The organism is Roseateles sp. So40a (genome assembly GCF_048081605.1).
Lineage (GTDB): Bacteria > Pseudomonadota > Gammaproteobacteria > Burkholderiales > Burkholderiaceae_C > Roseateles.
The window spans coordinates 3899178-3923868 of sequence record NZ_CP182288.1 but is presented as its reverse complement, the minus strand read 5'-3'; the positions used below and the strand labels follow the sequence as shown (position 1 = coordinate 3923868).

Here is a 24691-nt window from a genome sequence, read left to right as displayed (position 1 = left end):
CCTCCGAGGCCTCCGTAGCCCTCGCCATCGCCGGACCGCCGCCGCGCTCGCCTGTCTGGCGCTGAGCGCCGGCACCGCGCACGCGCAGTCCTCGGTGACGATCTATGGCCGGCTCAATGTCTCGCTCGAACACGCCGATGCCAGCCGCTCGCCGCGTGACCGCTCGATCGACCGCGAGTCCAACAACCGCTCCGTCATCGGCTTCCGCGGCAGCGAGGACCTGGGCGACGGCTTGCAGGCGGTCTTCCAGATCGAGGGCTCGCTCGCGCTGGACACCGGTGTCGGCCCCTCGCTGGCCAACCGCGACACGCGCGTCGGCCTGCAATCCCCCTACGGGCTGGTCTTCCTCGGTCACTGGGGCACGCCCTACCTGCTCGCCACCAGCACGCTTGATCCCTGGTATCCCACCACGGCGGGCTACATGGCGCTGATGGCCAACGGCTCCGGTCCCACCGTCAGCCACACCAGCAACACGGCCTCCTTCGACCGGCGTCAGCAGAACATCGTCCAGTACTGGACCCCCGCCTGGAACGGCGTCACCGGCCGCATCGCCTATGCGCTCAACGACGGTGAGGTCGGTCCTAACGGCTCGCGGCCCGATCTCTGGTCCGCTTCCGTCGCGTGGGATCAGGGCCCCTGGAACCTCTCGCTCGCGCACGAAGCGCACCGCGACTACCAGGGCCCGGGCCTGACCGACTCCGCCACCAAGCTCGGCGCGGCCTACCGATTCGGCCAGGGCCGCCTGGCCGGCGCCTTCGAGCATCTGCGCTACGAGACCCCGCTGGGCGCGCTCACGCGGGACGCGTTCTTCATCGCCGCGACCTGGCAGATCCAGCGCTTCAACCTGCGCGCGAGCTTCACCCACGCGGCCGATGGCCGCGGACCGGCCGGCGCGCGGGTCGGCTTCGTCAATGCGGGCGCCGACACCGGATCGCGCCAGTGGACCCTGGGCGCGGACTACACGCTGTCGCCGCGCACCGGCCTCTACGCCTACGTCTCGCGCATCGACAACCAGGCTCGCGCCGCCTACGACTTCGCGATCAATCCGCTGGGCGTCGGCATCGGCGAGAAGCCCACCGTCGTCGCGCTGGGCTTGCGGCACAGCTTCTGAGCTTCTGACCGGCCGACCTTCGAACCCGCCGACCTTCTGCCGTGGACCCCCTTCGGGGCGGAGTGTGCCCCTCCCTTGGGGAGGGAGGCGACCGCACCACTCGGGAGACGCCGCGACCCGGGGCCCGGCGCGATGCTCCTTCATCCCCACCCGCAAGGAGCGCCGTCATGGGCGAACGCATCACCATCACGACCCCCGACGGCGCCTTCGGCGCCTACCTCGCCCGGCCCGCCGCCGCGAACGCGCCCGCCGTCGCGGTGATGCAGGAGATCTTCGGCATCAACCAGGACATGCGCGAGACCTGCGACTGGCTCGCCGCCAACGGCTTCATCGCCGCCTGCCCCGACCTGTTCTGGCGCATGGAGCCCGGCGTCGAGATGTCCGACGGCACCGAGGCGGAATGGAAGAAGGGCTTCGCGCTCTACACCGCGTTCAACATCGACACCGGCGTCGTCGACTCCGAAGCCACGATGCAGCACCTGCGCGGCCTGCCCGGATGCAACGGCAAGGTCGGGATCATGGGCTTCTGCCTCGGCGGCCTGCTGACCTTCCTCACCACCGCGCGTGCCGCACCCGGCACGAGCGACGCGGCTGTCGCGTACTACGGCGGCGCCACCGAGCGCTACGTCACCGAAGGCCGCGACATCGCGTCGCCGCTGCTGATGCACCTGGCCGGCAGCGACGAGTACATGACCGCCGAGGCCCAGCAGCTCATCCGCGACACGCTCGCCGGCAACCCGAACATCGAGATCCACACCTATCCCGGGCGCTCCCACGCCTTCGCGCGTCGAGGCGGGCAGCATTTCGAGCCCGAGGCTGCCACGCTCGCCAACAACCGCACCATCGCTTTCCTGAAAGAGCACCTGAGCACTTGATTCACCACGGCCGCAGCTGCGTCCGCCGCGTCCACCGCGTCTGCTGCGGGGCCGCACCGTCGGTGACGGCGGCCGGGGCATTGCCCGCCTCATGGCCCTGCGGCATATCCATATGCCGGGATGCGGGGGCGACTGGTGGCAACATCGGCCCTTCCTACGAACAACGAGGGGCCTCATGAAAGCTCTCCGCACTTCCCTGATCGCAGCCGCGCTGCTCGCCGGCGCTTCCCTGGCGGCCCATGCCGCGGACCTGCTCGACGACGTCAAGGCGCGCGGCACGCTGCGCATCGCCGTCGAGGGCACCTATCCCCCGTTCAACTTCAAGGACCCGAAGGGCCAACTCGACGGCTTCGACGTCGACATCGCCAAGGCCATCGCCGCCAAGCTCGGCGTGAAGCCCGAGTTCACCACCACCGAGTGGAGCGGCATCCTCGCCGGCCTGCAGGCGGGCAAGTACGACGTCATCGTCAACCAGGTCGCCGCGACCGACGAGCGCCGCAAGACCTTCGACTTCAGCGCGCCCTACGTCACCTCCTACCCGCAGCTGATCATCCGCACCAGCGAGACCCGCGCGCTGAACACGCCGGCCGACCTGAAGGGCAAGAAGATCGGCGTGGGCCAGGGCAGCAACTTCGCGGACCTCGCCAAGACCTGGGACGGCGCGGAAGTGCGCACCTATCCCGGTGCCACCGAGTACCTGCAGGACCTGGCCACCGGCCGCATCGACGCCGCGCTCAACGACAGCCTGCTCATTCCCTATCTGAAGGAAAAGACCAAGCTGCCGGTGAAGGCCGGCGCCGCCATCGGCAAGCCCGCCACCAACGCGATTCCCTTCCGCAAGGGCAGCCCGAAGTTCCAGGTCGCCATCGACAAGGCCATCGCCGACCTGCAGGCCGACGGCACCTACGCCAAGATCTCGACCAAGTGGTTCGAGCGCGACGTCAGCAAGCCGATCGACAACAAGTGAGCGGATCGGGCGGCTGCTCGCTGAGCGCGCCGCCCTCCAGTCTCACCACGCGCTCCGCGCCGGCGATCGTGTCCGGCCGGTGCGCGATCATCAGCCGCGTCAGCGGCAATCGCGCGAGCGCCGCGCTCACCGCCCGCTCGCGCTCGACATCCAGGTGGCTGGTCGCCTCATCGAGCGCCAGCACCCGCGGTCCGCGGTACAGCGCCCGCGCGAGAAGCACCCGCTGCTTCTGCCCGCCCGACAGCCCGCTCCCCAGGTCGCCCACCAGCGTCTGATAGCCCATGGGCATGCGGCGGATGTCCTCGTCGATCCGCGCCATCGCCGCGCAGGCGGCCACGCGGTCCGCATCGGGCTGGGTGTCGAAGCAGGCGATGTTGTCGGCCAGCGAGCCGGTCAGCAGCGCGTCCTCCTGCATCACCGTGCCGATCTGGCGGCGCACGTTGCGCAGCCCCAGCTGGCGCATCGGCTGACCGCCGTAACGCACCTCGCCCTCGCTCGGTTCGAGCAGCCCCAGCAGCACCTTCAGCAAGGTCGTCTTGCCCGAGCCGCTGGGCCCGGTGATGGCGATGCTCTCGCCGGCTGGCACGTGCAGCGAGACATGGCGCAGGATCCAGGGCTCGCGCTCCCCGTAGCGAAAGCTGACGTCGCGCAGCTCCAGGCTGGCATCCAGGTGCGCGAGGTCATGGACCGGTGCCTCGTCGGGCTCGGGCGGCTCCAGCGCGACGTCCGCGAGCCGCTCGGCGTGCAGCGTCAGCATGCGCAGCTCGACGGCGTAGTCGATCAGCGCCGAGACCCGCCCGGTGAACTGCGTCTTGTAGCTGATGAACGCGAACAGCATGCCCACGGTCATCGTCACCGTGCCGGTGTGCGGGCCCGCGAGTGAGCCGGCGGTCTGGCTGTCGATGATCAGGCTCGCGCCGAGGAACAGCACGAGCAGGTTCTCCACGCCGAAGACGAAGGCGTTGGCGGTGCTCATGGCCAGGCCGATGCGGGCGGTGCGCACATCGCGGTTCTGGACCTCGACGATCAGGTTCTGCCACTGCGCGCGGCGTTCCTGCTCGCGGCCGAAGAGCTTGAGCGGCGTGATCGCGCGCAGCGTCTCCAGGAAGTGCGTGTGCTCGCGGGCGGCGACGATGAGCCGTTCGGCGGAGGCGTCGCGCAGCGGCCGGTAGGCGATCCAGCGCAGCAACGCGTACAGCGCGACGGCGCCCATCACGACCAGCGCGAGCGGCCACGCGTAGACCAGCATCATGACGAGCGCGGCCACGCCCATCAGGCCGTCGAGGATGGCCTCGACCGCGGCGGTAGTGAGGGTCTTCTGGATGGCGTCGACGGCGCCGAAGCGGGAGCTGATGTCGCCCAGATGGCGGCGCTCGAAGAACGCGACGGGCAGTCGCAGCAGGTGGGCGAAGGCGTTGCCGCGCCATTGCAGCGAGAGCGTCTGCGTGAGCAGGATGAGCATCCATGAGCGCGCCAGCCCGAGCGCGGTCTGGGTGAGCAGCAGCAGGCCGAAGCCGATGAGCAGCACCTTGAGCAGCTCGCGGTCACCGGAGGTGAGGACGTCGTCGACGATGAGCTGATTGCACAGCGGCGCGACGATGGCGAAGAGCTCCAGTACCAGCGCCACGAGCAGGATCTGCGTGAGCGATCGCCGCAGGCCGAGCACGCGGCCGGTGAGCGCGGAGAGCGACACGCGGGGCGGCGGCGCGGCGGGGGCGAAGTCGGAGGTGGGGGAGAGTTCGACGGCCACGCCGGTGAAATGGGCGGAAACCTCGTCGAGGGTGAGGCTGCGCTCGCCGACGGCGGGATCGAGCAGCGTGACCGAGCGGCGATGGACCTGGGTGAGGACGACGAAGTGGTTGAGGTCCCAGTGGAGGACGCAGGGGAGGGTGAGCTGGCGCAGGTGCTGCATGTCCAGCTTGAGCGGCCGCGCGGAGAAGCCCAGCCCCGCGGCGACCTCGATGAGGTCGCTCAGTTTCATGCCCTTGAGCGCGGAGGGGAAGCGCCGCCGCATGTCGGGCATCGTCACCGGCGACCCGTGCGCGGCGGCGATCATCGCCAGGCACGCGAGGCCGCATTCGGCGATCTCGGATTGGAGGATGGGGGAGGGGCGGGGCATCGGGGTTAACGCAGAAGAATGCCGAGGATGTAGGCGCTGGACGCGGGTTCGACGCGGACGGTCTGGATGTCCGAATCCCAACGGACTTCACGTCGCGCGGCACGGCCGGCTGTGTCGTTGGTGAAGCGGGTCTCGCGGCCTTGGCTGTCGGTCATCGTGATGGTGGAACCGGGCTGCAGCGGGACGACGGAGGCGCCGGCGCATTGCTTCCAGGCAAGCATCGCCTTGTGGACGAACGTGGCGCTGCGAAGGAGGTCGACAGCCTGTCCGCAGGCGGCGTGCAGATAGTCGCGCGTGTACAGGCCGTCCGGCTTCAAGGCGATCGAGATCCTCCGACGGAGGATGACGCTGCCCTCGGGTCGATTGATGTGAAAGCGTGCGCGGGCTTCGTCGAGCGCGGGATTCATCGGCAGATCGCCGATGCCCAGGTGGTGGGGCAGCGGCACGATGTGCTCGTCGTCTTCGAGCGAGAAGCGCAGGCCTTCGTAGGAAAACGACGTGCGCTCCCTGGGTTCCAGGTAGAAGCCGAACCGGATGAGGTTGGTGGGTCGTTGGAACTTGCGGATGTGGTCCGTGACCTCGCGCGTCCGCCCATAGGGGAATGACCAGTGGTCCGCATCGGCGTTCTGCTGAACATCCACTTGGGGCAAAGGCGTCGCAGGTCCGAAGTCGGTCATGTCTTCGGCAGCGATCGCGGGCGTGGCCGCGCAGGCGATGGCGAGGATGATGATGAAGAGCGAGCGTTTCATGGTGACGATGCAATGTGAGGAATGACGGCGGCAGCTGGGCATGGACGTGGAGGTCATCGGACAAGGATTCCGAGGATGTGCGGACTGGCCGGTGGATCGATGCGAATGGCCTGCACATCGGAGCTCCAACGGATTTCGCGTCGCGCTCGATCGCCGGTCTTGTCGACCTTGAACCGCGTCTCCTGGCCTGCGCTGTCGACGAAGGTCACGGTCACATCCGGCACCAGTGGCACGACAGCGATGCCGTCGCAGCGTTTTCCCAGGTAGGCTGTTTGATGGACGAAGGAGTGATGCCGGAGGACGTCGAAGGCCTGTTCACACCCTTTCTCCAAGTAGGCGCGAACGTAGGTGCCATCAGCCCTCAGCGCCACGCTCACCCGCCGACGGAGCACCACGCTTCCCATCGGCCGGTTGATGTGGAAGCGCGCGCGGGATACGTCCAGTGGCGGGTCTGTGGGCAGGTCTCCCCATCCGAGGTGATGCGGCAGTGGCAACGCCTGCTCGTCGTCCTCGAGCGAGAAGCGCAGGCCCTCGTAGGTAAAAGAAGACTTGTCCGTCGCCTCCAGGAAGAAGCTGAAACGAACGAGTTCATGAGGCCGCGGAAAGTCGCGGAACTGCTCTGTCACGCTGCGCGTGCGCCCGTACGGGAAAGACCAGTGTTCCTCTCCGTTGCCGGTCGAGGGGGCATGGAGCTCGACGCGCGGCAGCATCGTGGTCGTAATTGGCGTTGGGGAGGTCTCTAAGAGTTCATCTGCGACTGCCGCGTGATTCATCGCAGCAGAAACCACGGCAGCGAGTGCCGTTAGAAGCGAGCGTTTCATAGTCGGGAAGGGAAGAGCCCATCCTGGAATGGGCTGGTATTTCTGGAGATGCCGGACGTCGGCCGCCGTCCGGCATCACTCCTCAGGCATCAAGCCCTCGGTGAGGAGCTGGTGTCACCAGATGCCCGACGCCTCGCCGCCTTCGCCTTGCCACCAGTAGCAGAGGGCAACGAACGCGAGATAGATCCCGAATGGGCCGATCCCGCCATGCACCTGATCGATCTCGTCTTGGGTAAGTTCAGTCATTTCCATTTCCTTGAGACAAATTGGCCGAAACCGGTCGGCCGCCGTTTTCCCCGTGCCGATCGCTCGACGCAGGAAAGCCTGTCGCGCTAGATCCGCCTGGCGGTCGCCAGCAGCGGCTCCAGCAGCCATTCCCAGATGCGCCTGTGCTCCAGGCTCACGTCGGCGTCGAGCGCCATGCCCGCGCGCAGCGGGACCTCGCGGCCGTAGGCGTCGATGGACAGCCGGTCCAGTCGCACGTCGATGCGGTACAGCGGCTCGTTGGCCTGCGCCGCGCTCACCAGCGCCTGCGCCTGACCTGCCGGTAAGTCCTGCGGCGCAATCGGCGTGGGGCTCACGTGCTCGACCTCGCCCTTGGCCATGCCGAACTTCTGATACGGATACGCCGCATACCGCAGCCACACCGCCTGTCCCGGCTGCACGAATCCCACCGTCCGGCTCGGCGCGTACAGCTGCGCGACCAGCCGCGGCGCCGACCGCGGATCGCGTGGATTGCGTGGATCGCGCGCATCGCGAGGCGTCTCGTCGTGCGGCACCAGCGTCACCAGCGTCTGTCCCGCTTGCACCGCCTGTCCGGCGTGCAAGGGCATCGCGCTCACGCGGCCAGCGCGCGGCGCGGTGACGGCCACACCGGCCCGGGCTTCAATCTCCGAGCGTTCCTGCGCCAGCTGCGCCACCCCGCGATCGAGCTGCGCGAGCGCCGTCGCCAGCGAAGTCGGAATCGCGCCGAGCTCCGCCTCCAACGATCGCGCCTCCCGCGAGATCGCCTCCAGCGCGCGCTGCCCGTTGCGCTCGCGCGCCCGCAGGTCCAGCAGCTCCTCGTCCTTCTGCTGGCGCTGTGTCTCCGACACGAAGCCGTTCTCCGCCAGCGACGCGTAACGCTCCCTGCTGCGCCGCGCGAGTCCCACCCGTTCGCGCATCAGCGCCAGTTCCTCGCCCGCCTGCTCCGCCTCGGCGCGCAGGCTGTGCAGCCGCGCGGTGATCGTCTCCCGACGTTCCTCGGCCTGTCGCCGCTGCAGCCGCTGTTCCTGCGCCAGGCTGCGCCCGCGCGCCTCGATCGCGCGCAGCGTGAGCGCCGTCATGTCGCCGCCGTCGACGATGCGCTCGCTGCGCACGCGTATCAAGGGCTGCCCGCGCCGGACTTCCTCGCCCTCGCCGACGAGCAGCTCATGCGCATGTCCCTGCAACGGCGACGTGACCTGCAGCAGCCCGCCGGGCGGCATGAGCAGGCCCGGAACTCGAGCCTTGCGCGTGACCTGCCCGATCAGCGCGAACGCGATCAACGCGATCGCGAGCGCCACCGCGATCGCCGCGACGACGGCGAACGCCGGCCGCTGCGCCACGCGGATGGCGCCCATCCACGAGGCTTGTTGAGACGCTGTGACCGCCGCTCGAAACATCTTCCGCACCCTGCCTGTCGACGCCGCCGCAGCGGCCAGAGCGCAGATTCTTTTGCCGGTTCGACGTGTCGATCGGCAAGCGGAGTGGGAGCACCTCTTGAGGATTGCGCCGCACGGCGAAGCGTGCTGGTGCTGGCAATCCGCGAACGGGATTGCTGAGGTCGGGTCAGTCGACCGACTTCGAGAAGTCAGTCCTGCGCAGGTGAAAGCTGGCGAGACGGCGCGAGCCGGCGCATGGATTCAACAAACCCCACAGGCTCATTAATCAACATGGGCCAGTGCCGCCGTCGGGCATGGCGAGAAGTGGGGTCGCCGATGTGGCGCGGCGCCCACGCCGGTAAAGGCGGGGCGCCGCAGAGGTGAAGCGGGGAGAGGAACGCGGGCTCGTCGCGAGCCGCGCGGCGCATGCGTTACTGCTTGCGGTCCTTCATCTGCTGCGCCGCGTACTGCTTGACCTGATCCAGCGTCAGCGAGCCGGCCTTCTGGGTGTCGATCTCGTCGAAGTGCTTGGCCAGGCGGGGCATGCCGGCCTGGGCTTCGGCCTTGGTGAGCTTGCCGTCGTGGTCCTTGTCGGCGGCGTTGAACCGTTCCTCGAGCTTCTGCGCTGCCTTGCCGCCCTGGGTCTGGGCCTGGACGGGCAGGGCGATGAGGGCCAAGGTCGCGATCACGGCACCGGCCGTCGCGGTCAGGACTGCTTTCATGGGGCTACTCCGCTGAAGTGGAGCCCGAAGGATCGCTCCCCCATGTGCTGCGCTTCATGCGGCGGCGGTAAAGCTTCGTCAAGCCGATGACGTGTCGCAGAAAGGCGGATCCGGCGACATGACCGATTGGCGAACGTGCGGGGCGGGAAGGGGGCGACGGAGCTCTCTACACTGTCGCCCCTCACCGGATCCCCCATGCAAGCGCTCCTCGACGTCATCGCCACGCTGTCCCGCCCCACCGACGCCTGCCGCGTCTTCCACGGTCGCGGCGGCCGTTTCCCCGGTTGCGAGCAATGGGCGCTCGACGTCTATCCGCCGGTCTGGCTGCTGACCAGCTTCGCCCCGGTCACCGACGAGGAACTCGCCCGCATCGGCGATGCGCTCGCCGCGCGCTGGGCCGAGATCGCCCCGGGCGAGCCGCTGAACTGGATGTTCCAGCACCGCGACGAGAACCGGCCGACCAACCGCCTGATGGCCGGCGCCATCCCCGAGGACCACGTCGTCCACGAGGACGGCCTGCGCTTCCAGGTGCAGCTCGCGCATGGTCAGAACCACGGCTTCTTCCTCGACATGGCCGAGGGCCGCCGCTGGGTCCGCCGCTGGGCGCAGGCGAATCCGGGCGGCCGCGTGCTCAATCTCTTCGCCTACACCTGCGCCTTCTCCGTCGTGGCGACCCACGCCGGAGCGGCTCACGCGGAGAACTACGACATGGCGCGCGGTCCGCTCGCGGCCGGCCGGCGCAACCACCAGCTCAACGGCGTGCAGGACCGCGCGGCCTTCCACGCCCACGACATCTTCAATTCCTGGGGAAAGATCCGACGCGGCGCGCCGTATGACCTCGTCGTGCTGGACCCGCCGAGCTACCAGAAGGGCAGCTTCGTCGCGACCAAGGACTACGCGCGCCTGGCCCGCAAACTGCCCGAGCTGCTCGCCCCCGGCGGCCACGCGCTCGTCTGCCTGAACACGCCGAAGCTCGACACCGCCTTCCTCCGCGACACGCTCGCCACCGAAGCGCCAGAGCTTGAATTCGTCGAACGCGTGGCCAACCCCGACGCCTTCGCCGATGTGTCGGACGAGCGCGCGCTGAAGGTGCTGGTCTACCGCCGGACGGGTTGACCGGCTAACCGGCTGACCGGCTGAGCGCGACGGAACACGCGCTCAGAAGGTCCGCGCGTCGATCGCCGCCTTGACGCTGTCCAGCGCCGCGCGCAGCCGTCCGATCTCCACCGACCCGAGCGCCAATCGGATCGCATGCGGCACATGCCGGGTCGTGGCGAAGGGCTCCGCCGTCGATACCGACACCCGCTCGCGCTGCAGCGCCATCGCCACCTGGTCCGCGCGCACGTCCTCCCCCAGCGGCAGCCACACGAAGTAGGACGACGGATGCCCGATGCGACGCGTCGTGCCCAAGTGCTCGGCCACCAGGCGCTGGCGCTGCCGGGCGTCCTCGCGCTTGTGCGCCTCGAGCCGATCGACCGTCCCGTCCTCCAGCCAGGCGCTGGTGATCGCGGTCATCACGCCGGGCGTGTTCCAGGTCGTGGCGCGGATCGCCTGCTCCAGCGCCGGCACCTGATCCGCCGGCGCCACGGCGAAGCCCACCCGCAGGCCCGCGGCCACGCTCTTGGAGAAGCCCGAGACATAGACCGTGCGCTCCGGTGCCAGCGCCGCGAGCGGCGGCGGGGCGTCCTCGGCGAGGTAGGCGTAGGCGCCGTCCTCCACGATCAGCAGACCATGGCGGCGCGCCAGCGCGACCAGTTCCCGCCGGCGGGACGCGGCCATCACCCAGCCCAGCGGGTTGTTGAGCGTGGGCATCGTGTAGATCGCCTTGACGCGGCGTCGCCGGCACAGCGTGGACAGCGCGTCCAGGTCGGGACCGGCTCCGGCGGCAGGGATCGCCACCAGCTCGAGCCGGTGCATCTGTGCCAGCAGCCGGAACCCGGGATAGGTCAGCGCATCGACCGCGACCACGTCCCCCGGCGCGAGCAGCGCCATCAGCGTCACGGCGAGCCCGTGCTGCGCGCCGTCGACGATCAGCACCCGCTCACCCTCGACCGACAGGCCGCGGCGCTGCAGATGCCGCGCGACCGCCACCCGGTCGGACATCCGCCCGCCATGCGGCTGATAACGCAGCAAGGCCTCGAGATCGCCCGCGCCGGCGAGCTGGCGCAAGGCCCCGCGCAGCAGCTCGGCCTGACCGGGCAGGGACGGGTAGTTGAAGCTGAGGTCGACCATGTCGGCCGCCACGGCGTCCAGCCCGACGCCTTGACCCTCGGCCAGCGCCACCTCCTTGACGAAGGTCCCTCGGCCGGTCTCGCCGCTGACCAGGCCCATGTCGCGCAGCTCCGCGTAGACACGGGTCGCCGTCACCAGCGCGAATCCCTCACGCTCGGCGAGCACGCGATGCGTCGGCAGACGCGTGCCCGCGGGCAGCGCGCCTGAACGGATCTCCGCGGCCAACCGGTCCACCACGGCCTTGTATCGAGGTTCCGCCATGCGCCACTGCCTGTATCCATGACAATTCTTTGATTGTATTGATACTGCGCGATAGGCTGGCCGCTCCATCACTTTCACGGGATCACGTCCATGGACACCGCGTCGCGCGCCTGGCTCAACGGCTTCATCGGCGTGCTGATCTTCAGCGGCTCGCTGCCCGCCACCCGCGTCGCGGTCGCGGACTTCGATCCGGTCTTCCTCACCGCCGCGCGCGCCGCGATTGCGGGGCTGATCGCGCTCGCCGTGCTCGCGCTGCTGCGAGCGCCGCGTCCGACCCGCGAGCAGGCCCGGCGGCTGCTCATCGTCGCGGCCGGCGTCGTCGTCGGTTTCCCGCTGTTGACGGCGATGGCGCTGCGCCACGTGACCTCGGCGCATTCCACCGTCTTCATCGCGCTGCTGCCGCTGTCCACCGCCGCCTTCGGCGTGCTGCGCGGCGGCGAGCGCCCCCGGGCCGCGTTCTGGCTGTTCTCGGTGTTGGGCAGCCTGTTCGTCATCGGCTTCGCCGCCGCGCAGGGGCTGCGCGCGTCGCCCGTCGGCGACTTGCTGATGCTCGCGGCCATCGTCGTGTGCGGGCTCGGTTACGCGGAAGGCGCACGGCTGTCGCGCGCGCTCGGCGGCTGGCAGGTGATCTGCTGGGCGCTCGTCGTGTCGCTGCCGGTGATGCTGGCGCTGATGGCCGCGCGCTGGCCGGCGGGCTTCGACGGCGTCGGGCTGCCCGCGTGGCTGGGCCTCGCGTACGTGTCGCTGTTCAGCATGCTGATCGGCTTCGTGTTCTGGTACCGCGGGCTGGCGCAGGGCGGCATCGCCGCGGTCGGCCAGCTGCAGCTACTGCAGCCGCTGTTCGGCTTGGCGCTGGCGGCGGGCCTGTTGCGCGAATCGGTGAGTCCGGCGATGCTCGCGGTCACCGTCGCCGTCATCGGATGCGTCGCCGGGGCCCGGCGTTTCTCGCGGCCTCGCTGAGCGCTGGCGGATCGGGCAAGTCTCCCGTCGTATCAGGCAAGCCGCGTCGCCAGCCCCCTTCCTAGACTCCTGGGCAACCCGACGCAGCCATCAGGAGGTCGACATGGGTGCTCCGTTCATAGGCTCCTCGGGGGCCTTCTCGATGCCATCGCCTTGCGCGTGGGCCTGCACCGCGGTGCTGGGCCTCGCCGCCTTGGCCACGCCCCTGGCGCAAGCGGCCGACTCGCCGGGCGCGGGCGGCTTCCAACCCACGCCGATCTCGGCCACGCCCAACCGGCAGGCCGGTCTGGACGCGTTCGCGCAACTGGAGCGCGTGCTGCTGCATCCGCGATGTCTGAACTGCCATGTGCCGAATGCGCCGCTGCAAGGCGACTTCAGCCGCGTCCATTACCCGCCGGTGCAGCGCGGCGCGGACGGAAAGGGCGTCGCGCCGCTGCAGTGCGCGACCTGCCACTCGACGCAGAACAGCCCGCTGCCGCATGCGCCGCCGGGCCTGGAGACCGACGGCAAGCCCGGCTGGCACATGCCGCCCGAGTCGATGAAGATGTCCTGGCTCGGCCTGAAGGGCGCGGCACTGTGCAAGGTGTTCCGCGAGCCCGGCACCAACGGCCATCGCTCGCTGGCGATGATCGAGCAGCACCTGGTGACCGATCACCTGGTCGCCTGGGGCTGGCAGCCGGGTCCGGGCCGCGCGCTGCCGCCGCTGGACAAGGCCGCCTTCGACGAGCAGGTCCGCGCGTGGATCCGCAACGGCGCGCCGTGCGACCGCACCGAGCCGCTGCGCAAGTCGATCGGAACGACCAAGGCGGCCTCGACCCGCGAGGTGGTCGACCACCTGCGCGCGCTCGCCGCCGACACGACGCCCGCCATCCCCCTCAACGCCACGCCCGCCGGCCTCGGCGCGACCAGGAGCCAGCCATGATCTCGTTTCGCCTGAACGGCCAGCCGCAGCAAGTCGACGTCCCGGGCGATACCCCGGTGCTGTGGGTGCTGCGGGACACGCTCGGCATGACCGGCACCAAGTTCGGCTGCGGCATCGCCGTCTGCGGTGCCTGCACCGTGCACATCGACGGCCAGCAGCGCCGCGCCTGCGTCACGCCGATCGCGTCCGTCGCCGGCCAGCGGGTGACGACCATCGAGGCCATCGCCACCGACCGCGTCGGCCAGGCCGTGCAGGATGCGTGGGTCAAGCACGACGTCGTGCAGTGCGGCTACTGCCAGAGCGGTCAGGTGATGGCCGCCGTCGCGCTGCTCAAGGTCAAGCCCAAGCCCACCGACGCCGACATCGACGCCGCGATGAGCGCCAACCTCTGCCGCTGCGGCACCTACGTGCGGATCCATGCCGCCGTCAAGGACGCCGCCGAGGCGCTCGCCTGAAGGAGCCCGCCATGCGCCCCATGTTCCAGTACCTGAACGGCGAGCTGCCCGCGCACCTCGATGACGACGCGGTTCTGAGCGATCCTGCTGTCGACGGCGTGCGTTCCGACGCGCATTCCGGCGTGCTTGGCCGCCGCGTGTTCCTCAAGTTCAGCCTCGCCTCGGGCTTCGCGCTCTACGCGGGGGCCGCCGGTGCCGCGGATGCGTCGGTCGGCGGATCCGCGCCCGGCGCGCCTGAGCCGCTCAAGCCCTTCCAGCAGCCGTCGGCCTTCGTGGCGATCGACGCACAGGGCGTGGTCACGGTCACCATCGGCAAGCTCGATTTCGGTCAGGGCGTGCAGACCGCGCTGCCCATGCTGGTGGCCGAGGAGATGGATGCGGACTGGAGCCAGGTCCGCTGCGAGCTCGCGCCGGCCGGCGACGCCTACAAGGATCCGTTCTTCCACATCCAGATGGTGGGCGGGTCCACCAGCATGAAGGCCTCGTGGATGCAGTACCGCGAGATCGGCGCGCGGCTGCGCGCGATGCTGGTCGCGGCGGCGGGGAAGCAGCTGCAGGTGCCGGCCGCGCAACTGCGCACCGAGTCCGGCCAGGTGATCGCGCCGGACGGGCGGCGGATCGGCTACGGCGCGCTGGCGCAGACCGCCTTCGCCGAGCCGGTGCCCACGGCGGTGATCCTGAAGGATCCGTCGCGCTTCACGCTGATCGGCAAGCCGACCAACCGGCTCGACGCGCGCGCCAAGTCCAGCGGCCGTCAGGACTTCGGCATCGATGTCAAGCTGCCGGACCTGCGCACCGTGGTGATGGTCCATCCGCCGGTGTTCGGCGGCAAGGTTGCCCGTTTCGACGCGGCGGCGGCGCTGGCCGTGCCCGGTGTGGAAGAGGTGATTCGTGTCCCGCAGAGCGGTGGCGCCAGCGGGCTGGCCATCGTCGCCAACGGGTTCTGGCCGGCGCGCAAGGCGCGTGAGCTGGTGAAGGTCGAGTGGGACCTGAGCGGGCTGGAACGCGTGGACAGCGTCGCGCAGCTCGCGCAGTACCGCGCGCTGGCGGGGCAGCCCGGCATCGCCGTGCAGAAGGCCGACACCGCGGCACTGGCCTCGACGCCGGCCTCACGCCGCATCAGCGCGGAGTATCACTTCCCCTATCTGGCCCACACGCCGATGGAGCCGCTGAACTGCACCATCGACTTTCGTGGCGACCGCTGCACGGTGTGGGTGGGCTCGCAGTTCCAGACCGTCGATCAGGCGCAGGTGGCCGGCGCGCTGGGCCTCAAGCCCGAGCAGGTCACCTTGAACACGATGACCGCGGGCGGCGGATTCGGGCGGCGCGCGGTGCCGAGCTCGGACTATCTGGTGGAGGCCGCGCAGGTCGCGAAGGCGCGATTCGCGGCGGGCAAGACCGGACCGGTGAAGATGATCTGGACGCGCGAGGACGACGTGCGCGGCGGCTACTACCGCCCGACGCACCTGCATCGCGTGGAGATCGCGCATGACGGGCACGGTGGCGTGCTCGCGTGGAAGCATGTGATCGTGGGGCAGTCGCTGACGATGGGCACGGTGTTCGAGGCCTTCACCGTCAAGGGCGGCGCGGACACGACGATGACCGAAGGCGTCGCCGAGAGCGCCTACCCATTCCCGATCGCGCTGGAGGTCCATCACCCGAAGGTCAACGTGCCGGTGCTGTGGTGGCGCTCGGTCGGGCACACGCACACGGCCTTCGTGATGGAGACGCTGGTCGACGAGCTGGCCAAGGCCGGGAAGGTCGATCCGGTCGAGTATCGGCGGCAGCTGCTGGCCAAGCATCCGCGTCATCTCGCGGCGCTGAACCTGGCGGTGGAGCGCTCGGGCTACGGCAAGACGGAGCTGCCCAAGGGGCGCGCCTGGGGCGTGGCGGTGCATGAGTCCTTCAACACGGTGGTCGCCTACGTGGCCGAGGTGTCGATCAAGGACCAGCGGCCGGTGCTGCATGGGGTCACGGCGGGCGTGCATTGCAACCTCGCGGTGAATCCGCGCTCGATCGAGGCGCAGGTGCAGGGCGCGCTGGTGATGGGCCTGGGCATGACGCTGCCGGGCGCGGCGATCACCTTGAAGAATGGCGAGGTGGAGCAGAGCAACTGGCACGACTACCGCGTGCCGGTGCACATGGAGGCGGCGCAGGTGGCGGTGCACATCGTGCCCTCGGCCGATCCGCCCACGGGCATGGGCGAATGCGGCGTGCCCCCGATCGCGCCGGCCATCGCCAACGCGGTCGCGGCTTTGACCGGGAAGCGGTTGAGGAGCTTGCCGTTCGTGGTGTGAGCGCTCCGTGCCCTTCGACGAGCCCTCACCCCCCGCCCTCTCCCGCTTCGCGGGCGAGGGGGCATTCAGGCTTTGATCGCAGCGGTGGTGGAACTGGCGCTGGAAGCCCCTCTCCCGCTTCGCGGGCGAGGGGGCATTCAGGCTTTGATCGCAGCGGTGGTGGAACTGGCGCTGGAAGCCCCTCTCCCGCGAAGCGGGAGAGGGGTTGGGGTGAGGGCTCGTGGGAGGGCACGGAGCCCTATCCCGATTCGAGGACGAGGTGAACGTCAGCGACGCGCCACGTCCTTGAGCCACGGCTGCGCCGCCCAGTGCGCCTGGGCGAAGGCGTCGATGCGGTCGCGGTAGGTCATCGACAGCCCGATCGCGTCGAGTCCCTCGAGCAGCATGCGCTGATGGCGCGGCAGCATCTCGAAGCACGCCTCGACGCCGCCTGCGCTGCTCAGCGTCAGCGCCTCAACGTCGATGCGCACGGTGTTCCCGGCCACCGCCTGACCGGCGCCCGCATCCGCTTCATCCATCAGCCGGCGCACGTCGGCTTCCGACAGCGTGACCAGCAGCAGCCCGTTGCCCATCGCATTCGAATAGAAGATCTCGCCGAAGCTCGGCGCGATCACGGCGCGGAAGCCGGCCTGCTGCAGGCCCCACACCGCGTGCTCGCGGCTCGATCCGCAGCCGAAGTTGTTGCCGCCGATGAGGATGGACACCTCGGCGTACTCGGGCCGGTTCAACACGAAGTCCGGACGCGGCTGGCCCAACGCGTCGAAGCGCAGGTCATACAGCAGCCCGTCGCGCAGGCCGCGCTTGTCGATGCCGCGCAGGAACTGCTTGGGCATGATCTGGTCGGTGTCGAGGTTCTCCAGACGCAGCGCGGCGCTGCGGCCCTCGAGGTGACGGACGGGATTCATCGCGCGCTCTCCTGCGGCGCCAGGCGGCGCACATCGGTCAACTGGCCGGTGACCGCCGCGGCGGCGGCCATCGCGGGGCTCATCAGGTGCGTGATCGCGCCGCGGCCCTGGCGGCCTTCGAAGTTGCGGTTGGTCGTCGAGGCGCAACGCACGCCGTCGCCGAGCACGTCGTCGTTCATCGCCAGGCACATCGAGCAGCCCGGCTGACGCCACTCCAGGCCGGCATCGAGGAACACGCGGTCCAGCCCCTCGGCCTCGGCCATGTCGCGCACCGCGCCCGAACCGGGCACCACCATCGCCCGCACGCCCGGCGCGACATGGCGCCCGCGCAGCACCGCGGCGGCGGCGCGCAGGTCCTCGATGCGGCCATTGGTGCAGGAGCCGATGAACACGTGCTGGATCGGCGTGCCGGCCAGCGGCGCGCCGGCCTCCATCCTCGCGTAACGCAGCGCGCGCTCGGCGCTGGCGCGCGTGGGGCCGTCCGCCATCGCGGCGGGATCGGGCACGCGCGCGTCGATCGGCGCGACCTGGTCGGGGCTCGTGCCCCAGGTGACCTGCGGCGCGACGTCGGCAGCATCGAAGCGGTGCTCGACCTCGAAGACCGCGCCCTCGTCGCTGCGCAGCGTGCGCCAGAGGGCGAGGGCGGGCTCGCGCCAATCACCGGCCAGATCGGTGCAGCGCGCGAGCACGTAGTCGATGGCCGTCGCGTCGGGCGCGATCAGCGCGCCGCGCGCGCCGGCCTCGACGGCCATGTTGCACAGCGTGAAGCGGGCCTCGACGGACAGCGCGTCGATCGCCTCGCCGCGGAACTCCACGACATAGCCGCGCGCGCCCTGCGCGCCGATGCGGCCGATGATCGCCAGCACCAGGTCCTTGGCCGTGGTGCCCTCGGGCAGGCGCCCGTCGACCTGGATGCGCATGTCTCGCGCGACGCGGTAGACCAGCGTCTGCGTGGCGAGCACGTGCTCGACCTCGGTCGTGCCGATGCCGAAACCCAGCGCACCCAGCGCGCCGTAGGTCGTCGTGTGGCTGTCGCCGCAGATGACGACCATGCCGGGGCGGATCATGCCGTGCTCGGGCGCGACGACGTGCTCGATGCCCTGCATCGCGTCGGTCGTGTCGAAGAGCCGGATGCCGTGCTTGTCGCAGTTGTGCTTGAGATTGGTCGCCTGCAGCGCGGACGGCGGGTCGGCGATGACGCGCAGTTTCGGCGCGACCGGATGCGTCGGGATGATGTGGCTCACCACCGCCACGTTCTGGCCCGGCATCGGCACGCCGCGCGCCTGCTCGTCCAGACCGGTGAAGGCCTGCGGGCTGGTGTACTCGTTCATCAGATGCAGGTCGCAGAACAGCAGCACGTTCTGCGCGTCGAGCACGGCCACGGTGTGGCTGTCGACGAGCTTGCGGTACAGCGTGCGCGGCCCGGTCGCCGCGGCCAGGGGAGACGGCTCGGTCATGGCTGGGGATCCTTGTCGGTGAGGAAGGGCAGGACGCGATCGAGCACGAGCTCGGGCGCCTCCTCGGGCAGGTAATGGCCGCAGGGCAGGGCCTCGCCGCGGACGTCGTCGGCCACGCGGCGCCACAGCGCCAGCGGGTCGAAGCAGCGATGCACGACGCCCTGCGCACCCCACAGCACCAGCAGCGGCATCGCCAGGCGGCGATCGGCGGCGCGGTCCTCGCGGTCGTGGACGAGGTCGATGCCTGCGCTGGCGCGGTAGTCCTCGCAGATCCCGCGCGCGGTGCCGGGCAGGGCGGCGCAGCGTTGGTACTCGGCGAGCGCGAGCGGGTGGAAGGGCGCGAGGCCCGCGCTGCGCCGGCCCATGACGTCGCGGATGTAGGCCGTCGGGTCGGCCTCGATCAGGCGTTCGGGCAGCGGCGCCGGCTGGATCAGGAAGAACCAGTGCCAGTAGGCGCGCGCGAAGGCGTCGCTCGCGCCGTCGTACATGTCCAGAGTCGGCGCGATGTCCAGCAGGGCCAGGCGTCGCACCGCATCGGGTGCGTCCATCGCGAGGCGATGCGCGACGCGCGCGCCGCGGTCATGGGCCAGCACGTCGAAACGCGTGTGGCCCAGCGCGCGCATCACGGTGAGCATGTCCGCGGCCATCGTCCGCTTGCTGTAGGGCGCGTGGTCGTCGCTCGGCGAGCGGTCGGGCTTGGATGCGTCGCCGTAGCCGCGCAGGTCCGCGGCGACGACGGTGAAGCGCTCGGTCAGCGCCGGGGCCATGCGATGCCAGATCGCGCGCGTCTGCGGATGGCCATGCAGCAGCAGCAGCGCCGGGCCGGTGCCGCCGGTGGTGATGGGGATGCTCACGCCGTCCGCGGTCGGCACGCGCAGGTGGTGCCAGCCGGGGAACAGCGAGGTCAGCGCGGGCGAGGCGTCGTCGCCGACGGGGGACGGGGCGTACATGCGGGCTCCTGGATGCGGATCCCGGCGAACGACCATGGGTGGTCGGCGGCGGGAGGGTCTCGTTGATACGGATTCTGGAAGTGAATTGCACGAACATAATTTCCGATTCGGCAGTTCTTTCGTTCCGGAGGTTCATCAATGGACGGCTTCTCCGATCTGGCTTTCTTCGCGCTGCTGGTGAAGCAGGGCAGCCTGGCGGCGGCGGCGCAGCAGCTGGGCGTGACGCCGCCGGCGGTCAGCAAGCGGCTGGCGGCGATCGAGCGCCGCCTGGGCGTGCGGCTGCTGCAGCGCACGACGCGGCGCATCGGGCTGACGCCCGAGGGCGAGACCTACCTCGTCGACGGCGCGCGCGTGCTGGAGGAGCTCGAGGCGCTGGAACGCACAGTGGCGGGCAGCCACGCCGCGCCGCAGGGGCTGGTGCGGGTGTCGGCGAGTTTCGGTTTCGGGCGCAAGCACATCGCGCCGGCGCTGTCGAAGTTCGCGCGGCAGTTTCCGGATGTGGAGGTGCAGCTCGCGCTCACCGATCGGCCGGTCAACCTGATCGAGCAGGGCCTGGATCTGCAGGTGCATGTCGGCGAGCCGCCGGACGCGCGGCTCACCGCGCGGCTGCTCGCGCGCAACCGTCGGGTGTTGTGCGCGTCGCCCGCTTATCTGAAACGCGCGGGGGAACCGGCGACGCCGAGGGAGCTCGCGCGGCATGCGTGTCTGTTCATTCGAGAAAGCGACGAGACCTTCGGGACCTGGCATCTGCGGCAGGGCGCGCGCAAGGAGACGGTGAAGGTGCGCGGGCCCTTGGCGGCCAACGATGGGGAGAGCGTGCTGGCGTGGGGGCTCGATGGGCACGGCGTGCTGATGCGCTCGGTGTGGGAGGCCGCGCCGATGCTGCGATCGGGGCGGCTGCGGCCGGTGCTGGCGGAGTGGGAGCTGCCGTCGGCGGACATCCACCTGATCTATCCGCCGCGCGCGCAGTTGTCGGCGAAGACGCGGGCGCTGGTGGACTTCCTGCTCGCGCGATTCGAGCCGCATCGCGAGGATGACGGTGGAGGTTGGTAGGCCACTGGCCCGAGGCGATTTGTCCTAGGACGATTTGTCCTTGGGCAGCTTGTCCTAGGACGATCTGTCCCTTCCGCGCCGACGCCGACTTCGCAACACTGCGCGGCCATGGACCCCTTGCTGCTCGCGCGCTCGCAGTTCGCGCTCAACATCACCTTTCACATCCTCTTCCCGACGATCACCATCGCGCTGGGCTGGGTGGTGCTCTTCATGCTCTGGCGCTGGCGCCGCACCGGCGACGCGCCCTGGCTCGCCGCCTACCGCTTCTGGACCAAGGTCTTCGCGCTGAGCTTCGCGCTGGGCGTGGTCAGCGGCGTCACGATGAGCTTCCAGTTCGGCACCAACTGGCCAGGCTTCATGGCGCGCGCCGGCAACATCGCCGGCCCCTTGCTCGGCTACGAGGTCCTCACCGCCTTCTTCCTCGAGGCCGGCTTCCTCGGCGTCATGCTGTTCGGCCGCGAGCGCGTGAGCCCGCGCCTGCACTTCATCGCCACCGCGACCGTCGCCTTCGGCACCACGCTCAGCGCCTTCTGGATCCTGAGCCTCAACTCCTGGATGCAGACCCCCGCCGGCCACGAGATCCGCGATGGCGTCATGCATGCCGTCGATTGGTGGGCCGTGATCTTCAACCCCTCCTTCCCGTACCGCCTGGCCCACAAGCTGCTGGCCTCCGGCCTCACCGTGGCCTTCCTGCTCGCAGGCGTCAGCGCCTGGCAGATGCTCAAGGGCGTCGCTCGCGCCGAGACCCCGCGCGTGATGCGCCTCGGCCTGACGTTGGGCGCGGTGCTGATCCCGCTGCAGATCCTCGCCGGCGACCTGCACGGCCTGAACACGCTCAAGCATCAGCCGGCCAAGATCGCCGCGATGGAGGGCGTGTGGACCACCGAGCGCGGCGCACCGCTGCTGCTCTTCGCGCTGCCCGACGAGCAGGCGCGCGAGAACCGGCTCGCGATCGGCATTCCCCGCCTGGCCAGCCTGATCCTGACCCACGACGCCGACGGCGAGATCCGCGGCCTGGACGAATTCGCCGGTGCGCATCCCCCGGTGAAGCCGCTGTTCTTCGGCTTCCGCGTGATGGTGGGCGTCGGCGTGCTGATGCTGGCCTTCGCCTGGGGCGGCGTGTGGCTGTACCGGCGCTCCGGCTGGACCACGCTGCCGCGCGCCTGGCTGTGGGGCCTGGCGGGCATGAGCTTCTCCGGCTGGATCGCGACGGTCGCCGGCTGGTACGTGACCGAGATCGGCCGCCAGCCCTTCATCGTCTATGGCCTGCTGCGCACGCAGGAGGTCGCCGCGCACAACCCGGGGTCGATGATCGCCGCGTCGCTCGCCGGCTACGCGACCGTGTACCTCGCGCTGCTCGTGGCCTACATCGCGGCGATCAAGCGCATGGCGGAGAAGGTCGATCCACCGCCATCGGCCGACCCGATCACCCCCGTCGCGCGCCCCGCGCCCGTCATCTCAAGGACCTTCGCATGAACCCGCTCGTGATGGGGGCAGTCGGCACCGCCGAGGGCGGCGCGCTGCCCGTGATCTTCATGGCCCTGATGGGCTTGTCGCTGCTGATCTACGTCGTGCTGGACGGTTACGACCTGGGCGTGGGGATGCTGTCCCTGACCGCCGCAGCGTCCGACCGCGACCGGATGATCGCGTCCATCAGCCCGTTCTGGGATGCCAACGAGACCTGGCTGGTGCTGGCCGTCGGGCTGCTGCTGATCGCCTTCCCGAAGGCGCAGGGCGTGGTGCTGACCGCGCTGTATGGCCCGGTCGTGCTGATGCTGCTCGGACTGATCCTGCGCGGCGCGGCCTTCGACTTCCGCGCGAAGGGCGACCCGGCCCACCAGCGTGCCTGGGACCTGGCCTTCGGCGCCGGATCCGCGTTGGCCGCGCTGTCGCAGGGCTGGATGCTCGGGCGCTACGTGACCGGCTTCGAGGAGGGCATCGCCGCGCTCGTCTTCGCCGCGGGCATCGCCATCGCGCTGACCGCGTGCTACGCGCTGCTCGGCGCGGGCTGGCTGCTGATCAAGACCGACGGTGCGTTGCAGCGCCGCGCCGTGGCCTGGGGCAAGCGCGCCTGGCCGGCGGTGCTGGCGGGGCTGATGCTGGTGTCGATCGCCTCGCCCTGGCTGAACGCGACGGTGCGGGCGCGCTGGTTCGACCTGCCCGGCGCGATCGCGCTGGCACCGCTGCCGCTGATGGCGCTGCTGGCGATGGCCGCCCTCCGCGGCCTGCTCAACTCGCATCGCGTGCTGGGCAAGCTGTGCTGGGCGCCGTTGGCCTTGATGGTGGTCGTGCTGAGCCTGAGCTTCTTCGGGCTCTCCTACAGCCTCTATCCCTTCGTCGTCGTGGACCAGCTGACGATCTGGGAAGCCGCGGCGGCGGACGAGTCGCTGCGCTTCCTGCTGGTAGGCGCGGCGGTCACGCTGCCGGTGATCCTGGCCTACAGCCTGTTTGCCTATCGCGTGTTCTGGGGCAAGGCCGACGCGCTGGTGTATTGACGCAGGGTGCATGGACGCGCGGAGAGCCCGCGCTCGGTGATGGAAGTCCAGGAGATGGCAACATCGCGCATTCCGCCGCGAGGCGTGCCTGCAGAAGAACTCCATGGACCTCCCGTCATTGCTTTCCCTGGCCGAGATGGCCTGGCCGGTGCTGCTCAAGGGCACCGGCTACACGCTGCTGTTCGCGGTGATGGCGATGATCCTGGGCCTGCCGCTGGCGGGCCTGATCACGCTGATCCGCGTGCTCAAGCTGCCGGTGCTGGACCAGGTGATGGCCGTCTACGTGAGCGCCATGCGCGGCACGCCGCTGCTGGTGCAGGTGTTCATCGTCTATTACGGGCTGCCGAGCATCGGCATCGAGTTTTCCCCGCTCGTCGCCGGCGTGCTGACCCTGACGCTCAACGTGGCCGCCTACATGAGCGAGACGCTGCGCGGCTCGATCGGCGCGGTGGCGCAGGGCCAGTGGCTGGCCGGCACCTCGCTGGGCCTGAGCCGGCGCCAGACGCTGCGCTACGTCGTCGGTCCGCAGGCGCTGCGCGCGGCGGTGCCCAGCCTGTCCAACAGCCTGATCTCGTTGATCAAGGACACCTCGCTGGTGTCGGTGATCGCGGTGACCGAGCTGATGCTGGCGACCAAGGAACTGATCTCGACCACCTTCCAACCGTTCCCGCTGTACATGGCCGCGGCCGCGATCTATTGGCTGCTGAGCTTCGCCTTCGAGCAGGTCCAGAAGTGGATGGAGAAGCGCCTGGCGTATCCGCATTGAGCATGACCACCGCCCCGTCCTCCCCAGGTTCCCCGACCTCTTCCCATCTTTCCACCCACCTGCGCCTCGTCGGCATGGCCGTGCTCTGGGGCGCGTCCTGGCCCTGGGGCCGGGTGCTCGCGCAGTCGATGCCACCGCTGGCCGCGGCCGCCTGCCGCTTCCTGATCGCCGGCACGATCCTGATGCTCTGGGCGTGGCGCACCGGGCGGCTCGATGCACTGCGCGGCTGGAGCGCGTCACGCTGGGGCGGCATGGTGCTCGCGGCCAGCTTCGGCGTCTTCGGTTACGCGACCTTCTTCATGAGCGGGCTCAAGCATGTGCCCGCCGGCAAGGGCGCGCTGGTCATCACGCTCAATCCGGTCATCACGCTGCTGCTGGCCGCGTGGATCTTCCATGAGCGGCTGAACAAGCGCATCGGGCTGGGCATGGCGATGGCGGCGGTCGGCGCGGCGGTGGTCATCACGCGCGGCGAACCCTGGCATGTGCTCGACGGACGCGTGGGCATCGGCGAAGTGCTGCTGCTGGGTTGCGTGGCGTGCTGGGTGGCCTACACGCTGATCGGCCGCAAGGTGATGGCCGGCGTGGACGCGCTCACGACGACCGCGGTCACCGCAGCGATCGGCGCGCTGATGCTGCTGGTGCTGACGCTGATCGTGGACGGCGGCGCCGGCATGGCCGGCGTGCTGGCCGCGCCCGCGAAGGCGTGGTGGTGCATGGCCGGCATCACGGTGGGATCCACCGCGCTGGCCTACGCCTGGTACTTCGACGGCGTGAAGGCGCTGGGCGCCGGCGCGGCGGCCGGCTACATCACGCTGGTGCCGGTGTTCGGCGTGGTGTTCTCGGCGCTGTGGCTGGGCGAGGTCGTGGACGCGTCGCTGCTGGTCGGCGGCACGATGGCCATCGCGGGCACGGCGCTGATGAACCTCGGCCGGCGCTGAACGCGCGCCGGCCG

Annotated in this window: 23 protein-coding genes; 13 read left to right on the top strand and 10 right to left on the bottom strand. The window is 70.0% G+C overall.

What is annotated here, in order from left to right:
• Positions 1–55: 55 nt before the first annotated feature.
• The 3 genes from ACNI65_RS17875 to ACNI65_RS17865 all read left to right on the top strand — a co-directional run bounded on the left by ACNI65_RS17875 (position 56) and on the right by ACNI65_RS17865 (position 2953).
• Complete coding sequence (locus ACNI65_RS17875) at positions 56–1111, top strand: porin (RefSeq protein WP_416763649.1); 1056 nt, start codon at positions 56–58, stop codon at positions 1109–1111.
• Between the two features lie 167 nt (positions 1112–1278).
• On the top strand, positions 1279–1986 hold the full coding sequence (locus tag ACNI65_RS17870) for a dienelactone hydrolase family protein (RefSeq protein WP_416758381.1): 708 nt from the start codon (positions 1279–1281) through the stop codon (positions 1984–1986).
• A 175-nt stretch (positions 1987–2161) separates the two neighbouring features.
• A complete protein-coding gene (locus tag ACNI65_RS17865) occupies positions 2162–2953 on the top strand; it encodes a transporter substrate-binding domain-containing protein (protein ID WP_416758379.1) in 792 nt (263 codons plus the stop codon).
• On the opposite strand, the gene ACNI65_RS17860 is transcribed toward ACNI65_RS17865, so the two are convergent.
• The 6 genes from ACNI65_RS17860 to ACNI65_RS17835 all read right to left on the bottom strand — a co-directional run bounded on the left by ACNI65_RS17860 (position 2928) and on the right by ACNI65_RS17835 (position 8986).
• Positions 2928–5072 carry a peptidase domain-containing ABC transporter gene (locus ACNI65_RS17860; RefSeq protein WP_416758378.1) on the bottom strand — a complete coding sequence of 715 codons (2145 nt, stop codon included), beginning with the start codon at positions 5070–5072 and terminating at the stop codon, positions 2928–2930. The genes ACNI65_RS17865 and ACNI65_RS17860 overlap by 26 nt on opposite strands.
• Before the next feature lie 5 nt (positions 5073–5077).
• Entirely contained in the window at positions 5078–5821 is a 744-nt protein-coding gene (locus ACNI65_RS17855) for a hypothetical protein (RefSeq protein WP_416758377.1), read from the bottom strand.
• Between the two features lie 53 nt (positions 5822–5874).
• Positions 5875–6531, bottom strand: a complete 657-nt coding sequence (locus tag ACNI65_RS17850) for a hypothetical protein (RefSeq protein WP_416758376.1) — start codon at positions 6529–6531, stop codon at positions 5875–5877.
• 225 nt (positions 6532–6756) lie between these two features.
• Positions 6757–6888: a hypothetical protein gene (locus ACNI65_RS17845; RefSeq protein ID WP_416758374.1), complete on the bottom strand. Its 132-nt coding sequence runs from the start codon at positions 6886–6888 to the stop codon at positions 6757–6759.
• Positions 6889–6974: 86 nt separating this feature from the next.
• Complete coding sequence (locus ACNI65_RS17840; RefSeq protein WP_416758372.1) at positions 6975–8243, bottom strand: HlyD family secretion protein; 1269 nt, start codon at positions 8241–8243, stop codon at positions 6975–6977.
• A 452-nt stretch (positions 8244–8695) separates the two neighbouring features.
• Positions 8696–8986, bottom strand: coding sequence for an EF-hand domain-containing protein (locus ACNI65_RS17835; RefSeq protein ID WP_416758371.1), 291 nt, complete (start codon positions 8984–8986; stop codon positions 8696–8698).
• Positions 8987–9181: 195 nt separating this feature from the next.
• Between ACNI65_RS17835 and ACNI65_RS17830 the strand changes: the two genes are divergently transcribed.
• Positions 9182–10102 carry a class I SAM-dependent methyltransferase gene (locus ACNI65_RS17830; RefSeq protein ID WP_416758370.1) on the top strand — a complete coding sequence of 307 codons (921 nt, stop codon included), beginning with the start codon at positions 9182–9184 and terminating at the stop codon, positions 10100–10102.
• A 42-nt stretch (positions 10103–10144) separates the two neighbouring features.
• On the opposite strand, the gene ACNI65_RS17825 is transcribed toward ACNI65_RS17830, so the two are convergent.
• Positions 10145–11479 (bottom strand): PLP-dependent aminotransferase family protein, encoded by a 1335-nt coding sequence (locus ACNI65_RS17825; RefSeq protein WP_416758369.1) that lies wholly within the window; start codon positions 11477–11479, stop codon positions 10145–10147.
• Between the two features lie 90 nt (positions 11480–11569).
• Between ACNI65_RS17825 and ACNI65_RS17820 the strand changes: the two genes are divergently transcribed.
• The 4 genes from ACNI65_RS17820 (at position 11570) to ACNI65_RS17805 (ending at position 16113) form a co-directional block, all read left to right on the top strand.
• Positions 11570–12439 (top strand): DMT family transporter, encoded by an 870-nt coding sequence (locus ACNI65_RS17820; RefSeq protein ID WP_416758368.1) that lies wholly within the window; start codon positions 11570–11572, stop codon positions 12437–12439.
• 103 nt (positions 12440–12542) lie between these two features.
• Entirely contained in the window at positions 12543–13361 is an 819-nt protein-coding gene (locus tag ACNI65_RS17815; protein ID WP_416758366.1) for a hypothetical protein, read from the top strand.
• Complete coding sequence (locus tag ACNI65_RS17810) at positions 13358–13816, top strand: (2Fe-2S)-binding protein (protein WP_416758365.1); 459 nt, start codon at positions 13358–13360, stop codon at positions 13814–13816. Before ACNI65_RS17815 ends, ACNI65_RS17810 begins: the two co-directional genes overlap by 4 nt.
• Before the next feature lie 11 nt (positions 13817–13827).
• Positions 13828–16113 carry a molybdopterin cofactor-binding domain-containing protein gene (locus tag ACNI65_RS17805; RefSeq protein WP_416758363.1) on the top strand — a complete coding sequence of 762 codons (2286 nt, stop codon included), beginning with the start codon at positions 13828–13830 and terminating at the stop codon, positions 16111–16113.
• Between the two features lie 266 nt (positions 16114–16379).
• Here ACNI65_RS17805 and leuD read toward each other — a convergent pair whose 3' ends face one another.
• From leuD to ACNI65_RS17790, 3 genes are read right to left on the bottom strand one after another with little or no spacing between them, the layout of a single operon-like run.
• Entirely contained in the window at positions 16380–17018 is a 639-nt protein-coding gene (gene leuD / locus ACNI65_RS17800; protein ID WP_416758362.1) for a 3-isopropylmalate dehydratase small subunit, read from the bottom strand.
• Positions 17015–18475 (bottom strand): 3-isopropylmalate dehydratase large subunit, encoded by a 1461-nt coding sequence (leuC, locus tag ACNI65_RS17795; RefSeq protein ID WP_416758361.1) that lies wholly within the window; start codon positions 18473–18475, stop codon positions 17015–17017. The genes leuD and leuC overlap by 4 nt, the downstream gene beginning before the upstream one ends.
• Positions 18472–19425: an alpha/beta fold hydrolase gene (locus ACNI65_RS17790; protein ID WP_416758360.1), complete on the bottom strand. Its 954-nt coding sequence runs from the start codon at positions 19423–19425 to the stop codon at positions 18472–18474. Before ACNI65_RS17790 ends, leuC begins: the two co-directional genes overlap by 4 nt.
• A 138-nt stretch (positions 19426–19563) precedes the next feature.
• On the opposite strand from ACNI65_RS17790, the gene ACNI65_RS17785 reads away from it, so the two are divergent.
• The 5 genes from ACNI65_RS17785 to ACNI65_RS17765 all read left to right on the top strand — a co-directional run bounded on the left by ACNI65_RS17785 (position 19564) and on the right by ACNI65_RS17765 (position 24677).
• Positions 19564–20478, top strand: coding sequence for a LysR family transcriptional regulator (locus ACNI65_RS17785; RefSeq protein ID WP_416758359.1), 915 nt, complete (start codon positions 19564–19566; stop codon positions 20476–20478).
• Positions 20479–20586: 108 nt separating this feature from the next.
• Positions 20587–21954: a cytochrome ubiquinol oxidase subunit I gene (locus ACNI65_RS17780; protein WP_416758358.1), complete on the top strand. Its 1368-nt coding sequence runs from the start codon at positions 20587–20589 to the stop codon at positions 21952–21954.
• On the top strand, positions 21951–22973 hold the full coding sequence (locus ACNI65_RS17775) for a cytochrome d ubiquinol oxidase subunit II (RefSeq protein WP_416758356.1): 1023 nt from the start codon (positions 21951–21953) through the stop codon (positions 22971–22973). The genes ACNI65_RS17780 and ACNI65_RS17775 overlap by 4 nt, the downstream gene beginning before the upstream one ends.
• 103 nt (positions 22974–23076) lie before the next feature.
• Positions 23077–23739, top strand: coding sequence for an amino acid ABC transporter permease (locus ACNI65_RS17770; RefSeq protein WP_416758355.1), 663 nt, complete (start codon positions 23077–23079; stop codon positions 23737–23739).
• A 2-nt stretch (positions 23740–23741) separates the two neighbouring features.
• Positions 23742–24677 (top strand): DMT family transporter, encoded by a 936-nt coding sequence (locus ACNI65_RS17765; protein WP_416758354.1) that lies wholly within the window; start codon positions 23742–23744, stop codon positions 24675–24677.
• Positions 24678–24691 lie beyond the last annotated feature (14 nt).

Excerpts from the sequence above, each read along its gene's own strand:
- ACNI65_RS17780 (WP_416758358.1), top strand. The coding sequence starts at position 20,587 with ATGGACCCCTTGCTGCTCGCGCGCTCGCAGTTCGCGCTCAACATCACC.
- ACNI65_RS17765 (WP_416758354.1), top strand. The coding sequence starts at position 23,742 with ATGACCACCGCCCCGTCCTCCCCAGGTTCCCCGACCTCTTCCCATCTT.
- ACNI65_RS17840 (WP_416758372.1), bottom strand. The coding sequence starts at position 8,243 with ATGGGCGCCATCCGCGTGGCGCAGCGGCCGGCGTTCGCCGTCGTCGCG.
- ACNI65_RS17830 (WP_416758370.1), top strand. The coding sequence starts at position 9,182 with ATGCAAGCGCTCCTCGACGTCATCGCCACGCTGTCCCGCCCCACCGAC.
- ACNI65_RS17860 (WP_416758378.1), bottom strand. The coding sequence starts at position 5,072 with ATGCCCCGCCCCTCCCCCATCCTCCAATCCGAGATCGCCGAATGCGGC.
- leuD (WP_416758362.1), bottom strand. The coding sequence starts at position 17,018 with ATGAATCCCGTCCGTCACCTCGAGGGCCGCAGCGCCGCGCTGCGTCTG.
- ACNI65_RS17850 (WP_416758376.1), bottom strand. The coding sequence starts at position 6,531 with ATGCTGCCGCGCGTCGAGCTCCATGCCCCCTCGACCGGCAACGGAGAG.
- ACNI65_RS17870 (WP_416758381.1), top strand. The coding sequence starts at position 1,279 with ATGGGCGAACGCATCACCATCACGACCCCCGACGGCGCCTTCGGCGCC.
- ACNI65_RS17825 (WP_416758369.1), bottom strand. The coding sequence starts at position 11,479 with ATGGCGGAACCTCGATACAAGGCCGTGGTGGACCGGTTGGCCGCGGAG.
- ACNI65_RS17820 (WP_416758368.1), top strand. The coding sequence starts at position 11,570 with ATGGACACCGCGTCGCGCGCCTGGCTCAACGGCTTCATCGGCGTGCTG.
- ACNI65_RS17805 (WP_416758363.1), top strand. The coding sequence starts at position 13,828 with ATGCGCCCCATGTTCCAGTACCTGAACGGCGAGCTGCCCGCGCACCTC.
- ACNI65_RS17775 (WP_416758356.1), top strand. The coding sequence starts at position 21,951 with ATGAACCCGCTCGTGATGGGGGCAGTCGGCACCGCCGAGGGCGGCGCG.
- ACNI65_RS17835 (WP_416758371.1), bottom strand. The coding sequence starts at position 8,986 with ATGAAAGCAGTCCTGACCGCGACGGCCGGTGCCGTGATCGCGACCTTG.
- ACNI65_RS17845 (WP_416758374.1), bottom strand. The coding sequence starts at position 6,888 with ATGACTGAACTTACCCAAGACGAGATCGATCAGGTGCATGGCGGGATC.
- ACNI65_RS17785 (WP_416758359.1), top strand. The coding sequence starts at position 19,564 with ATGGACGGCTTCTCCGATCTGGCTTTCTTCGCGCTGCTGGTGAAGCAG.
- ACNI65_RS17810 (WP_416758365.1), top strand. The coding sequence starts at position 13,358 with ATGATCTCGTTTCGCCTGAACGGCCAGCCGCAGCAAGTCGACGTCCCG.
- ACNI65_RS17865 (WP_416758379.1), top strand. The coding sequence starts at position 2,162 with ATGAAAGCTCTCCGCACTTCCCTGATCGCAGCCGCGCTGCTCGCCGGC.
- ACNI65_RS17855 (WP_416758377.1), bottom strand. The coding sequence starts at position 5,821 with ATGAAACGCTCGCTCTTCATCATCATCCTCGCCATCGCCTGCGCGGCC.
- ACNI65_RS17790 (WP_416758360.1), bottom strand. The coding sequence starts at position 19,425 with ATGTACGCCCCGTCCCCCGTCGGCGACGACGCCTCGCCCGCGCTGACC.
- ACNI65_RS17815 (WP_416758366.1), top strand. The coding sequence starts at position 12,543 with ATGGGTGCTCCGTTCATAGGCTCCTCGGGGGCCTTCTCGATGCCATCG.
- leuC (WP_416758361.1), bottom strand. The coding sequence starts at position 18,475 with ATGACCGAGCCGTCTCCCCTGGCCGCGGCGACCGGGCCGCGCACGCTG.
- ACNI65_RS17770 (WP_416758355.1), top strand. The coding sequence starts at position 23,077 with ATGGACCTCCCGTCATTGCTTTCCCTGGCCGAGATGGCCTGGCCGGTG.